Origin of the sequence: Cupriavidus sp. H19C3, assembly GCF_049393815.1 — a bacterium.
Classification (GTDB): domain Bacteria; phylum Pseudomonadota; class Gammaproteobacteria; order Burkholderiales; family Burkholderiaceae; genus Cupriavidus.
Genome location: NZ_CP184985.1, coordinates 814,108 through 827,745, shown reverse-complemented (window position 1 = coordinate 827,745; position 13,638 = coordinate 814,108). Strand labels below are relative to the sequence as shown.

16 protein-coding genes are annotated in these 13,638 nt (G+C 65.8%); 13 read left to right on the top strand and 3 right to left on the bottom strand.

Annotation, left to right across the window (positions count from 1 at the left end):
• Nucleotides 1–116 precede the first annotated feature (116 nt).
• The 4 genes from DFLDMN_RS03735 (at nt 117) to DFLDMN_RS03720 (ending at nt 4,705) form a co-directional block, all read left to right on the top strand.
• Nucleotides 117–416, top strand: coding sequence for an iron transporter (locus tag DFLDMN_RS03735; RefSeq protein WP_423197165.1), 300 nt, complete (start codon nt 117–119; stop codon nt 414–416).
• Nucleotides 417–432: 16 nt separating this feature from the next.
• Nucleotides 433–2,043, top strand: coding sequence for a PepSY-associated TM helix domain-containing protein (locus DFLDMN_RS03730; protein ID WP_423197164.1), 1,611 nt, complete (start codon nt 433–435; stop codon nt 2,041–2,043).
• Nucleotides 2,040–2,402: a DUF3325 domain-containing protein gene (locus DFLDMN_RS03725; RefSeq protein ID WP_423197163.1), complete on the top strand. Its 363-nt coding sequence runs from the start codon at nt 2,040–2,042 to the stop codon at nt 2,400–2,402. Before DFLDMN_RS03730 ends, DFLDMN_RS03725 begins: the two co-directional genes overlap by 4 nt.
• A gap of 167 nt (nt 2,403–2,569) precedes the next feature.
• Nucleotides 2,570–4,705 carry a TonB-dependent receptor gene (locus tag DFLDMN_RS03720; protein ID WP_423197162.1) on the top strand — a complete coding sequence of 712 codons (2,136 nt, stop codon included), beginning with the start codon at nt 2,570–2,572 and terminating at the stop codon, nt 4,703–4,705.
• Here DFLDMN_RS03720 and DFLDMN_RS03715 read toward each other — a convergent pair.
• Nucleotides 4,699–6,228, bottom strand: coding sequence for a tetratricopeptide repeat protein (locus DFLDMN_RS03715; RefSeq protein ID WP_423197161.1), 1,530 nt, complete (start codon nt 6,226–6,228; stop codon nt 4,699–4,701). The two genes, DFLDMN_RS03720 and DFLDMN_RS03715, sit on opposite strands and share 7 nt — an antisense overlap.
• A gap of 299 nt (nt 6,229–6,527) precedes the next feature.
• Between DFLDMN_RS03715 and DFLDMN_RS03710 the strand changes: the two genes are divergently transcribed.
• Nucleotides 6,528–8,138: a lactonase family protein gene (locus tag DFLDMN_RS03710; protein ID WP_423197160.1), complete on the top strand. Its 1,611-nt coding sequence runs from the start codon at nt 6,528–6,530 to the stop codon at nt 8,136–8,138.
• A gap of 31 nt (nt 8,139–8,169) precedes the next feature.
• Here DFLDMN_RS03710 and DFLDMN_RS03705 read toward each other — a convergent pair whose 3' ends face one another.
• Together DFLDMN_RS03705 and DFLDMN_RS03700 are read right to left on the bottom strand one after the other, a co-directional pair.
• Complete coding sequence (locus DFLDMN_RS03705; RefSeq protein ID WP_423197159.1) at nt 8,170–8,529, bottom strand: hypothetical protein; 360 nt, start codon at nt 8,527–8,529, stop codon at nt 8,170–8,172.
• A gap of 175 nt (nt 8,530–8,704) precedes the next feature.
• Complete coding sequence (locus DFLDMN_RS03700; RefSeq protein ID WP_423197158.1) at nt 8,705–9,031, bottom strand: helix-turn-helix domain-containing protein; 327 nt, start codon at nt 9,029–9,031, stop codon at nt 8,705–8,707.
• Nucleotides 9,032–9,274: 243 nt separating this feature from the next.
• On the opposite strand from DFLDMN_RS03700, the gene DFLDMN_RS03695 reads away from it, so the two are divergent.
• The 8 genes from DFLDMN_RS03695 to DFLDMN_RS03660 all read left to right on the top strand — a co-directional run bounded on the left by DFLDMN_RS03695 (nt 9,275) and on the right by DFLDMN_RS03660 (nt 13,412).
• The gene (locus DFLDMN_RS03695) at nt 9,275–9,472 is read left to right on the top strand and encodes a hypothetical protein (protein WP_423197157.1); all 198 of its coding nucleotides are present in this window, start codon (nt 9,275–9,277) and stop codon (nt 9,470–9,472) included.
• Nucleotides 9,469–9,591 carry a hypothetical protein gene (locus DFLDMN_RS03690; RefSeq protein ID WP_423197156.1) on the top strand — a complete coding sequence of 41 codons (123 nt, stop codon included), beginning with the start codon at nt 9,469–9,471 and terminating at the stop codon, nt 9,589–9,591. The genes DFLDMN_RS03695 and DFLDMN_RS03690 overlap by 4 nt, the downstream gene beginning before the upstream one ends.
• Before the next feature lies 1 nt (nt 9,592).
• Nucleotides 9,593–9,769 carry a hypothetical protein gene (locus DFLDMN_RS03685; RefSeq protein ID WP_423197155.1) on the top strand — a complete coding sequence of 59 codons (177 nt, stop codon included), beginning with the start codon at nt 9,593–9,595 and terminating at the stop codon, nt 9,767–9,769.
• Between the two features lie 2 nt (nt 9,770–9,771).
• Entirely contained in the window at nt 9,772–11,559 is a 1,788-nt protein-coding gene (locus tag DFLDMN_RS03680; protein ID WP_423197154.1) for a replication endonuclease, read from the top strand.
• On the top strand, nt 11,556–11,705 hold the full coding sequence (locus DFLDMN_RS03675) for a hypothetical protein (RefSeq protein ID WP_423197153.1): 150 nt from the start codon (nt 11,556–11,558) through the stop codon (nt 11,703–11,705). Before DFLDMN_RS03680 ends, DFLDMN_RS03675 begins: the two co-directional genes overlap by 4 nt.
• Nucleotides 11,686–11,967: a hypothetical protein gene (locus DFLDMN_RS03670; protein WP_423197152.1), complete on the top strand. Its 282-nt coding sequence runs from the start codon at nt 11,686–11,688 to the stop codon at nt 11,965–11,967. The genes DFLDMN_RS03675 and DFLDMN_RS03670 overlap by 20 nt, the downstream gene beginning before the upstream one ends.
• A gap of 246 nt (nt 11,968–12,213) precedes the next feature.
• Nucleotides 12,214–12,699 carry a hypothetical protein gene (locus tag DFLDMN_RS03665; RefSeq protein WP_423197151.1) on the top strand — a complete coding sequence of 162 codons (486 nt, stop codon included), beginning with the start codon at nt 12,214–12,216 and terminating at the stop codon, nt 12,697–12,699.
• Entirely contained in the window at nt 12,696–13,412 is a 717-nt protein-coding gene (locus tag DFLDMN_RS03660) for a hypothetical protein (RefSeq protein WP_423197150.1), read from the top strand. The genes DFLDMN_RS03665 and DFLDMN_RS03660 overlap by 4 nt, the downstream gene beginning before the upstream one ends.
• Nucleotides 13,413–13,638 lie beyond the last annotated feature (226 nt).

The following is a 13,638-nucleotide window of genomic DNA, read 5'->3' as shown; positions in this document are numbered from 1 at the left end:
CATGTCTCCCATTGTCTGCAACGCCAGACATGCGCGTCATCCTACAAGTGCAGACAATGAACATGAGAACCATTATCATGCGCGTTCGTATTCTGATTCGCAGGTAATTGTTCCGCATGACCCAGCGCCCCTCGATTCAATACCGCCTCGCGGTGGCATCGCGTGCGACCGCCGCCGTCCTGGGAGGCTATGCCGTGGCCGCCCTGGCAACCGGCTGCCTGTCCCTGGCGCTCGTGCGCTGGGCCGGCATGGTCCGCGCCGAAGCCGTGGTCACGGCCACCATGCTTTCGTTCGTCTGGTACGTGCTGGCCGTGATCTGGGTGTTTGTCGCGCGCTCGGCCGTGCGCGCCTGGGGCGGTCTGGTCCTGCCCGGCCTGGTATTCGCATTGGGCTGGCTCGCCATGCGCGTGCAGTAGCGGCAGGGCGTCCGAGATGTCAGACCTCAACAAGCCTCAGGGCCTGCGCCAGGCCATGGCGTGGCTACATACATGGTCCGGCCTGCTGGTCTGCTGGGTGTTGTTCCTGGTGTACTGCAGCGGCACCGCCAGCTACGTCAAGGAAGAGATTTCCACCTGGATGAAGCCCGAATGGCATGCGCGCCTGGCCGCCCCGGTGGCGCCGGTCGCGGCCGCCGAGCAGGCGGTGGCCTTCCTGCAGCGTCAAGCCCCCGACGCCGAGCGCTGGTTTATCCAGATGCCGAACGACCGTCGGCCCACCATTACGGCGTTCTGGCTGCGCAAGGCCGGGCCCGACGATGCCGGCAAGGGCGCACGCGCACGACTGGAAACCCGCCACCTCGACGCCACCACCGGTGCGCCCGTGCCCGGCGCGCGCGAGACGCGCGGCGGCGAATTCCTGTACCGGCTGCACTTCGATCTGCACTACATGCCCGCCAAATGGGGGCGCTGGATCATCGGCGTCTGCACGATGTTCATGCTGGTGGCCATTGTCAGCGGCGTGATCACGCACCGGCGCATCTTTGCGGACTTCTTCACATTTCGCCCGCGCAAGGGCCAGCGGTCCTGGCTCGACGGCCATAACGTGGCCGCCGTGCTCGCGTTGCCGTTCCACCTGATGATCACCTATACGGGTCTGGTCACGCTGCTGTTCCTGTATATGCCCTGGGGCATCCAGGCGGTGTACCGCGGCGACGACAAGGCCTTCAACGCCGAACTCGCCGCGCGGGCGCCACAGGTCAAGGCGGCCGGCGTGGCCGCGCCGCTGGCCCCGATCGGACCGATGGTGCGGCAGGCCATCGACCATTGGGACGGCACCCGGCCGCTACGGATCTCCATCGATCGGCCCAACGATGCGCAGGCACTGGTCTCCGTCATGCGCGACAACGGCCGCAACCTGACGTCGCAGCCGCCCACGGTGGTCTTCGATGGCGCCACGGGCGCGCTACGCGCCATGCTCGGCGATACGGTGCCGCCGGCCAATGCCACGCGCGGCGTGATGGTCGGCCTGCATATCGCCAGCTTTGCGCCGCCGCTGTTGCGCGCGCTGTTCTTCCTTTCCGGTCTGGCGGGTTGCCTGATGGTCGCGACAGGCGCGTTGCTATGGGCGGTGAAGACCCGCCAGCAGCAAGCGCGCGCCATCGCGCAGACCGGACGCACGCCATTCGGCTTGCGCCTGGTCGAGGCACTGAACCTGGGCGCAATTGCCGGCGTGCCGATGGCGTTTGCCGCGTATTTCTGGGCCAACCGGCTGCTGCCGGCCGACCTTGCGCACCGTTCCGACATGGAGATTCGCGCGTTCTTTATCGCCTGGGCAGCGGTCGCCTTGCTGGGCCAGTGGCGTCCCACGCGGGGCATGTGGCGCGCCATGCTGGGCCTCGTCGCGGTGCTGTTTGCCACCCTCCCAGTGCTCGATGCCGTGACGACCTCGGCGGCGCTCACGCGTCTGCCCGCGCCGGTGATCGGTTTCGATCTGGTGGTACTGGCGCTTGGCACCGGCTTTGGCGCCACCGCATGGTGGCTCGGGCGCAAGCCCCGGCTGCGTGCACCGGTTGTGCCGCGCGCGATGGCGGGAGACCTGTCATGACGAGCGGTCTCGCCTGGGCCGGCTTTGCCGGGCTCGGTTTCGCTTTCAGCGGCTTTGCCTGGCTTGCCCAGTCCATCGACCGTCATCACGCGGAATTGCACGGCCGCGGCAGCGAGCCCGCGCGTGCCCACGTGCTGCGCCTGCGCACTCAGGGCTATCTCGCGCTCGCGCTGGCGCTCGTGGCCTGCGTGGTCACGGAAGGCTGGGCCTTCGGCCTGCTCTATTGGGCCGGCGTGCTGTCGGTCTGCGCGTGGGGCACGGTCGCCCTGGTCTCCACCGCACCCCGCCTGACCCGCCGCCTGGCACCGGCGGCGGCCGCGCTTTCCATGCTTGCAGTCGGATTTCTCATGTTGTCGTAGCCAACCAGGCTGCCGCCGACGTAGCGGCAGCCATCCACTTCGGAAATCGGGTCTCTCCGCGGCCTGGCGACGGCTTCGCCAGCGCCGGCTTCTTACCTTCAGGGAGTTTCAGTTTGTCATCCGTCCATACCCGCGCGGCTTCGCGCCATGTTCGTGCGCCGCTCCAGATGCGCCACCTCGTCCTTGCACTGGCCGCCGCCGGCACGCTGCCGACCCTGGCCGCCGCCCAGGAAGCGAGCGCGCCTGCCCAGTCCGCGACGCTCCCCACTGTGACCGTGCGCGGTGAGGCCACGCCCGACCAGTTGCCGCCCGCCTATGCCGGTGACCAGGTGGCACGCGGCGCGCGCATCGGCCTGCTCGGCAACCAGGACTTCATGGATGTGCCGTTCAGCATTACGTCTTACACGGCCGAGCAGATGCAGAACCAGCAGGCACGGACAGTGGGACAGGTGCTGGCCGACGATCCGGCCGTGCGTGTCAGCTCGGGCTTCGGCAATTTCTCCGAAACCTTCGTCGTGCGCGGCTTTACGCTGACCTCCGACGACATCAGCTACAACGGCCTGTACGGCATTGCGCCGCGCCAGCTCGCTTCCACCGAAGGCCTGGAGCGCGTGGAAGTGTTCCGTGGCGCCAACGCCTTCCTGACCGGCGTCTCCCCCGGCGGCAGCAGTGTCGGCGGCACCATCAACCTGGTACCGAAGTACGCCACCGCGGCACCGGTCACGCAGGGCACGCTCGACTACACCAGCGACGGCCAGGCCGGCGGCCATATCGACGTGGGACGCCGCTTCGGCGACAGGAAGCAGTTCGGCGTACGCGTCAACGCCATGGCACGTGGCGGCGATACCGCCATCGACAACGAAAGCCGCCAGCAGCGTCTGTTCACGCTCGGCATGGATTACCAGGGCGACAAATTCCGCGTCAATGCCGACTTCGGCTACCAGAAGCAACGCATCTACCAGGGCCGCAGCACGGTCAGCCTGACGGGCACGGCGCTGCCGCCGGTGCCGTCCGCCACCACCAACTTCGCCCAGCCGTGGACCAATTCGTCCCTCGAGGACATCTACGGCACGATCCGCGCCGAATACGATGTCGCGCAGGACTGGACCGCCTACGCCGCCTTCGGCGCGCACCATACCAACGAGTTCGGCAGCTATAGCGGCGCGAGCGTCGGCAACAATGGCTTTGGCACCGCCACGCGCCTGACCGTGCCGTTCGAGCAGGACACCTACAGCGGCGAGGTGGGGGTGCGCGGCAAGTTCGTGACCGGTCCGGTCGGGCATACGGTCAACCTGAGCTGGTCCGGACTGGAGCAGAAGAAGGCGACCGCGTTCGAGTTCTCGGGCAGCTTTGCCACCAATCTCTATCACGCGCCGATCGTGCCGTATCCGGCCGCCCCGGCCACGGGCAACATGTCCGATCCGTACGTGACGCAGCGCGTCAACCTCAACGGCGTGTCGCTGTCCGATACGCTCGGCTTCCTCAACGACCGCATCCTGTTCACCGCGGGCGTGCGTCAGCAGGTCATCAACGTGCGCGGCTATGCCACCGCCAATGGCGCGCAGACTTCGGCATACAGCGAGTCGGCGACGTCGCCGATGTTCGGGCTGGTGGTCAAGCCGCTGGAAAACCTGTCGCTGTACTACAACTACATCCAGAGCCTGGCGCAGGGCCCGACCGCCGGCAATACCGCCGTCAATCGCGGCGAGGTATTCCCGCCCAGCAAGTCGAAGCAACATGAAGCCGGCGTGAAGTACGACGCGGGCAGGTTCGGCACGACCCTGGCCTTCTTCCAGATCGAGCAACCGATCGGCACTACTCAGGCGGGCAACGTGTTTGGGCTGCAGGACCTGCGCAACCGCGGGGTGGAACTGAACGTGTTTGGCGAACCGCTGCGTGGCGTGCGTCTGCTGGGCGGCGTGTCGTATATCGATTCGGCGTACCAGAACACGGGCAATCCGCTCACCGAAGGCAAGAAGGGCGTGGGCGTGCCTAACTACACGCTGACGCTGAGCGGGGAATACGATCTGCCGTTCCTGGCCGGCGCCACCGTATCTGGCCGCTTTATCCAGACTGGCCGCCAGTACGCGAACACGCAGAACACGATCGCGCTGCCGTCGTGGAACCGCTTCGACCTCGGTGCCCGCTATACCTTCAAGGCGTCGCAGATGCGCTACACGCTGCGCGCCGCCGTGGAAAACGTCGCCAACAAGGATTACTGGGCAGGTGTTTCCACCTCGGCGAGCACGCTGTATATCGGCAATCCGCGCACGTTCAAGGTATCGATGACCGTGGACTATTGAGCGGTGGAGGAGGGCGCGGCAGACGCAGGCAGTTGCCGCGCCATGCGCGCCACCACCTCGCGCCAGCTTTCGGTGGCGCCGCGCGGGAACAGCTGCATGCGCGGATACCACGGCGAGCGGGTCTGCCCCTCGAGCCAGCGCCAGTCGCGCGCCAGCGCGGGCAGCATGACCCAGCACGGCACATCCATCGCACCGGCAAGATGCGCGACCGCGGTATCGACCGTGATCACCAGATCGAGTTGCGCCACCACCGCGGCGGTATCGGCAAAGCCGTGCAGGGTGTGTCCGAGCGCGAGCAGCTTGCCCTGCCGCGCGGCCGTGCGCGCGTCGTCTTCGCCCGCGCCTTTCTGCAGGCTGACCCATTGGATATCCGTGCGGCCCAGCAGCGGCGCGAGATCATCCAGGCCGTGCAAGGAGCGGTGGCGGTCATTGAGATGCGCCGCCGCGCCGCGCCAGACCAGGCCGACGCGCATCCGCTTTGCGCCGGGTCGGTGGCGGTCTTCCGGCAATCTCAACGACGTGCTCACCGGCTCCGGCACCCGCAGGTAGGGCGGGCAGGGCGCAAACGGGGTGGCGCTCTCGACAAAATGCGCAGGCACATCGAGCAGCATGCACCAGGCATCGAACGGTGGCAGCGCGTCACGCGGGGCCGTGACCAGGACCGCGTCGACGTTCGCGAGCGTAGCCAGCAGCGTTCGTAACGGCTCGCGGCATACCAGCAGCACGCGCGCGGCGCCATGTTCATCCTTGATGCGGCACAGGTAGCGCGCAAACTGCAGGGCATCGCCAAAACCCTGCTCGCACAGCACCAGCAGTGTGCGGCCTTGCAACGACTGGCCCTGCCAGTAAGGCACCGGCCAGTCGGGCAGGGTCACAAAGCGCTGCGGATTGTCGGCCGCGTAGCGCGCCCGATACAGCGGCCATCCTTCGCCAAAGCGGCCTTGTTGCAGCAGGACCATGCCCAGTGTCGTCTGTGCGCGGGTGTCGTGCGGATACGCTTGCAGATACGTGCGTACGCACGCTTCGGCGGCGGCCAGCTCGCCGGCGTGGGCAAGCACCGTGGCCAGCCCGTAACGCGCGGCGTGATAGTGCGGATCATGCTGTAGCGCGGCCCGATACGCGGCAATGGCTTCCTGGTGCCGATCGCACCGGTGCAGCAGCACGGCGAGATTGTTATGGCAGGCGCTGTAAGCGGGCACGTGTTGCAATGCCTGCCGATACAGTTGCTCCGCGGCAACAAGATCGTCGCCGTCATAGCGCGTCAGCCCGAGGCCATTGAGCGCGCCGGCATCGCACGGATTCTGGGCCAGGAGCCGCCGATAGCAACGCTCGGCCTCGGCCAGGTCCCCGGCACGCCGGCTCAGGCGGCCCGCTTCGTTAAGCAGCCATGGATCTGCCGGGGCCAGCCTCAGGTGTGCCTTGACGTGTCTGCGCGCCTCGTCGAGATGTCCCTGCGCAAGCAGACGGGCAATCGCGCTCTGGCATTGCGCCGAGGTGGGATGCGGTCTCCGCGATCGCGCCATGGAAGCCTCCGCGCCGGTATTTTCGGCTCATGGTAGTCGCCAGGCCCGCAATTACCAGTGTCCGGTCAGATATCGCCGCGCGCGGTACGGGCTGCGATCTGTCCGCAAATGTAGGGCAAGCCTTTGTAATTCCTACCAATTCTCAGGCTGGCATCGCGATGCTACTATTCGGCGCAACGAGTAACCTGGGGCGTTTGATCATGCGCGTCGGGCAATAACAAATACGGGGCGGGTTGGTCATGACAAGAACAGTCGAACCACAGGCGCGGGCGCGCCAGCGTGTTTCACGGATTGCCGTCATGCTGTTGAGCGCGCTGTCGCTGGCCGCTTGCGGCGGGGATGGGGACACCGGCGCCGGTGGGGGTAGTGGGGGTGGCGCCGCTGGCGGCAACGGTTCGCCGCCGCCGGTCAACGTGGCCGTCCACGCATCTGTCACCGGGCTGATTGGACAGGGCCTGATTCTGCAGAATAACGCCGGCGACGATCTCGGCGTGGCCGCCAACGGCCAATTCACCTTCGGCAATCCGGTTGCGGCGGGTTCCCCCTATGCGGTGACCGTCAAAACCCAGCCGACTGCGCCTAACCAGCTCTGCACCGTCAACGGCGGTGCGGGCACGGCCAGCGAGACCGGCGCCAACACCGCCACGGTGACGTGCTCGACCACCAGCGTGAACATCCGCGGCACGGCCAGCGGGATCACCGGCATCGGGATGGTCTTGCAGAATAACGCCGGCGATGATCTGGTGATCAATGGCAACGGTACCTTTGTGTTCTCCACGCCGGTGGCGCGCGGGGCGGGGTACACCGTTACGGTCAAGACGCCGCCCGCCTTCCCGCTCCAGCAATGCACGGTGGGCGCGGCATCCGGTACCGCGGCCGATACGGACGTGAGCGACGTCACCGTCAACTGCACCACGCAGACCTCGCGGTTTGCCTATGTCGCCAATGTCGCGTCGAGCGACATCAGCACCTTCGCCGCGGACGCGACGACCGGCGCGCTGCTTTCCACGGGTAGTGTCACGACGCCGTTCCCGTCCCCCTATATCGTTGCCGTCGACCCGTTGCGCCGGTTCCTCTTTGCCGGCAACAGCAACAGCGCCAGCGGCGGCGGGGTGGCGGTGTACCAGATCGATGCCGGCAGCGGGGCGCTGACCCAGGCAGCCGGTTCGCCCTATACGACCAACACCTCGGTGCAGGCCGTGGTGCCGCACCCGAGCGGAAACTTTTTCTACGCTTTGAGCCTGTCCGGCAGCGTTTCCGCCTACGCCGTCGATGGCAGCACCGGCGCATTGACGGCGGTCCCCGGATCGCCGTTCGCTGCCGGCTTCGGCCCGCGCGGGATGGTGATCGATCCAACCGGCAAGCATGCCTTTGTGAGCGACAGCGGCAGCGCCAGTATCTTCGTGTACGACATCGGCGCGAACGGCGCGCTATCGCAGATCGCGGGATCGCCTTTCACGGTCGCCAATACCTACACCATCGCGATGAGCCGCGATGGAAAATTCCTGTACGTGAACCTGATGGGCCAGAACAAGATTGCGGTCTACGGGGTGGACCCGGATACGGGGACGTTGACGCTGGCCTCCGAGGCCCCGGCAGGCTCCGGCGCGCGCGGCATCGCGGTGCATCCCACCGGCCGTTACCTGTACGTCGGCAACCAGGCCGACGACAACGTCACCGCATATCAGATCGATCCGGCCACGGGAGCACTGTCACCGATCACCACGATAGCGGCGGGCATCCAGCCCATTGGCCTGGCACTCGACGCCACGGGCTCCTTCCTCTACGTGGCCAACTCCACTTCGGGCGATGTCACCGTGTATCGGCTCGACCCGCTTACGGGCGCGCCGGTGGTCGTGGGTGGCGCCGCGCCGACCGCGCCGAGCCCGTTCAACGTGGCGTTCTATTAAGCCGGTGCGGATGGTGCCGGAGAGGGGGCGCTCAGGTCGAGAACCGATGGTGCCGCGCCATCTTCGTCCTGTCCGCCCCTGAGGTCGCTCGGAACCGGTAATCGAACCGCGCGTAGCCCGACTGGGCCGAAGCGTGCCCGGTATTGATCAGCCCGTCGTATCCCAGCGAGACGATCGTTGCCTTCGACGGCCGGAAGCTTACGCTGGCGCCGCCCGTGACATAGTCGCGCGACAGTGCCACACCCGGCGCCGGGAACAGCGTACCGTCCTGCGAGAGAACCGTGATTTGCCGGCCGGTGCCCATCAGTTCCCTTGCATACCCCAGGCGCAATTGCACGTTGACGGGGCGTACCGCATCGCCAAACGCCTTGTGGGTCGGGCCCAGGATCACGGCGCCGAAGAACGCATTGCAGTGCCGCCTGGAGCATTCCGATACAGCGCGGCGACTATACCATCACGTGTGTATGTTTCATGGGGGAAGTACACGGGATACACGTGGCTGATCTTTATGGCAGATCCTTTATTTAACATAATACGTGGTGGCTCGGACGGGACTACCTGCTGACCTACGCCAGAGCGGGGCTCCGGCGCTGTCCCATCACGGTCAGCAGGGCTTCAAAATTTACGGCGAAGCGGTCGAAAAGGCCGGTCCACACGCGGCGTGCATCGTCGCTCTTGGCGCGCTCACGATTCGCGGCCGCGATGACTTCCATCGGGTTCAGTCCAAGGATTTCTGCCACACGGACGGCTGTCAGGTCATCAAAGGCTGCCTTGCCTTGACGGTACTGGCTCACTGCTTGACGCGAAACGCACAGCGCCTTGGCAATCGCATAGTCGGACGGCAGGTCAAGTCTGACCTTCACGGCGTCCACGTATTCAAGAGTCGTTTTCATCACTACCCCTAAGAAGTCTACCCAGACCGCAGGATAGTCATTGGCCGGTGACTGTCAAGCGCAATGGAGGGTGACGTCATCTTTCATTGACATGTAAATCGGGGGTGACTATATTCCGTCCCAGACGTGGCGCCGGCTGGTGCCTACCCCGCCAGTGCTGGCCTGATCCGCCAGCGTGGCGCCACGCCTGCCCCCGGGGTTGGGGGCCTTCTCCGACAGGGTAGGGATACAGGGGGTGGTCACATGAAGTTACAAATCTCGGCCAAGTGCCCGCACTGTGGTGCAGCAAATCAGGTGGCAGCGGAGGCCGGCGTCGTCATGCGGATTCCGCATTTTGTTCTCTGCGATGTGGACGAAGGCGGGTGCGACGAACACTTCGTCGTGCTGGTGAGAGTTGCACCGGATGTGATCGTCGCGCGCATCGTAGAGGTGAACGAATGAAGCCCGCCCGCATCTACCGCGCCGCCCTCGGCGGCTTCACCATAGATGGCCCGTATTTCCGCCGCGCCACGCGCGCCAGCGTCTTGCTGGATCGCTTCTTTTACTGGCTGGGAGCGTGACATGGGCTACAACCCAAAGAACGACCCGAAGCCACTCCACCCGAGCCACCAGACGGCCAATGCGAGCAGCGCTGCAGCGCGCAGCGAGCGTAGCGACGCGATCGCGTTCGCCGCGCTGGAACAGGCGCGCGCGATTCTCGCGACCCACAAGTCAGCCATCAAGAACTGGCGCTACTGACCATGTGGGGATACCTGCGCGACGCGGCAGAGGCGATGCCCGCGCTTCCCGAACTTCGGGAAGCGCGGGCGCGCGTGCCGATGCGCTGGTACAACCGGGCGATGCGCGCGGCGGACAGGGCAGGGCGGGCCAGCGCCGAAAAGCTAGGCCGGCCGGACATGTTTGATCTCGGAGCGGCAGCGACTGCGGTGGCCGCATTCATGGCCGAGCATGCACCGAAAGACATGCCGGTACGCCCCGACGCGAGCGACTACGAAATCTGCATGAAGGCCCGCCAGATATCGGCGGACGTGCTCCTACGTACGAACGGCCTTGCCCCTGACGATGCATTGATCGTGTGCATGCGCGAGTGCGAGCGCCAGGGTGTCGAGCCCCCGGATTTCCCGGGCGCGGCGGACAAGGTAGCGCGCGTGCGCTGTGAACTATGGTGGCGCCGCCGCCTGCGCACGAAGCATATCCGCGCGCTGGAACATTCGAACATCCGACTGCATTACGTCCACTACCGGAGCGACCCCTACGCGAGCAACGATGCCGTTCGGCGTCGCGTGGCACAGAACCGCCGCAACGCCGCGACTCTGGCAGCGGTGAAACTCGAGAACGAGCACGGCCAGCAATTCACGCTGGCCGAACTGGCGGAGCGGTCAGTCGCAAACAAGGCGCTGCGCCGGGGCGAGTTGATGACGCGGCTCAAGGGAAGCGAAGAGCTTGCCGACGCGGCAGGCTTTGCCGGCGTCATGTTCACGATCACGTGCCCGAGCCGATTCCACGCCGTGCGTCAGGCCGGACACAAGTTCCAACCGAATCCGAAGTATGAAGGTGCGGACCCGCGTGCGGCGCAGGGCTATTTGCGTAAGGTATGGGCGCGCATCCGGGCCGACCTTGGGCGCCGTGGCATCACATTTTTCGGCATGCGCGTTGCGGAGCCGCACCACGATGGATGCCCGCACTGGCACGGCCTGCTGTTCTCCGATCGCACGCACGAGGTCTGCGAAGTCATCCGCACGCACGCCCTGCGCGATAGCGGCGACGAAGCCGGCGCACAGCAGCGCCGGGTGCGATTCGAGCATATCGACCGCGCTAAAGGGTCGGCGGTGGGCTACATCGCGAAGTACATCGCAAAGAACATCGACGGCCACGCCGTGGGTGAGCACAAGACGGGTGAAGGCTACACGGTGCAAGCCGACTGGCTGGGCGATGACGTAATCGTGCCGGCGCAGCGCGTCGAGGCATGGGCGGCAACGTGGGGCATCCGGCAATTTCAAGCATTCGGAGGGGCGCCGGTAGGTGTATGGCGAGAGCTGCGGCGGGTGAAGGCAGAAGACTTGCCGGACGCGCAGGACGCGCCGGCCATCGTTGCCGCCTGGAACGCCGCGCAGCGCACCGACGATAAGGCCGCAAGCTGGGCCGAGTACGCCCGGGCACAGGGCGGCGTGGCCGGCGAGAGGCGCCGCATTTCGATTCGCTACACCGAGAGCATGGAGGCGGGCCGATACGGGCTCGCGCTGCGGCGCGTGCCGCGCGGCGTAGAGGCGCCGCAGTGGTACCGCATGGCTGTGTCGGGTGATCTGACGTGCGATGCCGTGTTCGTGCCGGCGACGCGCTACCAATGGTCACGGGTTGAGCGCAGCGGCGAAGCCGCGAGCACTCGGACTCGTGTCAATAACTGTACGCGCCCCAACGGCGCGCGCAGCGCGTCGGGTCCGGTAGAACGCCGGCCCGACTGGATAAGGCGGCTCGAAGGGGCCGATTCGGGGCCGCAAGGCCATCAACGCAGAGGGGAAACATCGTGAGTGAGAGGACTTTTGCGCAGCGCGCCGACCGGGCGCTGCTGGTCTATGGCGGCATCCTGCCCGCCGACATCCGCCAGTTGCTGAAAGACATGGCATCGGCAATCGATCAACTCAAGGGAGCGTCACATGTCCACCATCAAGACTGAACTGGCGGCGCTGCTAGCGGAGGTACAGAGCGTCGGGCCGCATGTGAGCGACACCGGTGCCACTCAGTACGGCGCCGCGCTGCATCAGGCGGAAATGGTGTTTGCCATGGCCGAACAGGCGCTGTCGCCACCGACCGAGCCGACGACCGAAATGATGGCTGCCGGCGTGACGGCTATCGCCAATCTGCCACCCGACACCACGGCGACTGTCGCGGTCGAAACCATCATCCGCGCGGCGCTCCAAGCCGGGCAGGGGGCCTGATATGCCGAGCACGTGCACCTGTCCGGTATGTGGCCAGGGCGCGCGCTGGAAGCCGATGAAAAACGGGCGGGTGTGCGTTACGTGCACCGCGCCCGGCTGCGGCATCCAGCTATTCGCCCGATCCGACGACGCCGACGAACGAATCCGCGAGCGCTTCATCATTGGCGACGGTCCAACGAACGAACGTAACGTAACGGCGCCCGATCCCGTACGTACGGCAAATCAGGTAGGGGGAGGGCTCATGTCATGGGCAGCCTGATCGAGCTTGACGCGCTGGATACCCTGCGGCGCAAGGCACACGCATTCGAGAGCCAAGCCGGCGCCGACCTGCCGCCCCTGCCGGGCGAGCCCGAGCCAATCGACCCGGCTGTCGAATGGGAGATGACCTTGAACGTGCTGGTGGCCGCGCTATCGCCCGCGCTGCCGTACGTACCGACCATCTACACGCCGGAGGCGATCAAGGCCCTCGCTGCGGCCATCGTGCCTGTGGCGAACAAATACGGCTTGTCCGTGGGCGGCATCATGGCGGGCCCGGAAATCGGGCTGCTGATGGTGGCCGGGCCGCTCGCGCTCGCTACGGTCGTCGCCCACAAGCAATGGCGGGCCGAACAGGAGGCGGCGCGAACGGTGGACGATGCGCCGCCGTCATCCGTGGTGCCGACTCAGGTGAACGAAAGACTCGGAGCCAACATGCAGGACAACGGCGGGCGACTGCGCGCAGTGGGGGAATGATGGTCGGAAGTCAGAACGTTGCCCGCATCGTGGGCGTTATCGGCGCGTCGGGCAGTGGAAAATCTCGATGGCTCAAGGACGGCTTGCGGATCATGAAACCGCCGCGGCTGCTGATCTGGGACCCCCAGGACGAATACACCGAGTTCGGGGACACCGTGACCGATTCTCGCGAACTGGTGGAGCGGCTCGCCGCGCTCACCAGCACGGATACGTTCAGCATCGTCTACCAGCCCGGCGACGACATGAGCACGTATCGTTGGAAGTTCGATCTATTCTGCGAAATCGCGTATCACATCGAACGCCTGTGCGTGGTGGTAGAGGAGGTGGCAGACGTCACCAGCGCGAGCTATGCGCCGCCCTACTGGTCGCGTCTGTCGCGCAAGGGGAGGCACCGTGCGATGACGCTATTCGCGGTCACGCAACGGCCCGCGGTGATCGACAAAACGTTCCTCGGCAACTGCACACTGCTGCACTGCTGCCGCCTGAACGACAAAAACGATATCGCGGTCATGTCGGCGGTGCTCGGCGTGCCCGTGGATGACGTCAGGAACCTGCGCGCCGACGACCAAGCGAACGTGTTCCAGTACATCGAGCGGAATATGAAGACGGGCGAAACGGGGTACGGGCAACTGGATTCACGCGGGAACAACACCGCACCGCTCGAACGTAACGTACGTACGTTGCCCGAATCCGATGCCGAGAACGTAACGTAACGGCCTCGCCTTGTGGGACCCCGCTGTCGCTCTCCATAGTGAAGGCTCAACAGCGGGGGACAGCCCCGAGTTTGCAAACACGCATCCTATCGGGAGAAAACCATGAGCGTGAAGGAAATCGGCAAGGCCGTCGCCATGACGGCTGTTTCGCTGGTCATCATCAATTTCGGCAAGCAGTACCTGCCGGATTCGCTGCGCAAGTTCCTCGGCTGAGTCGTGGGAGGAG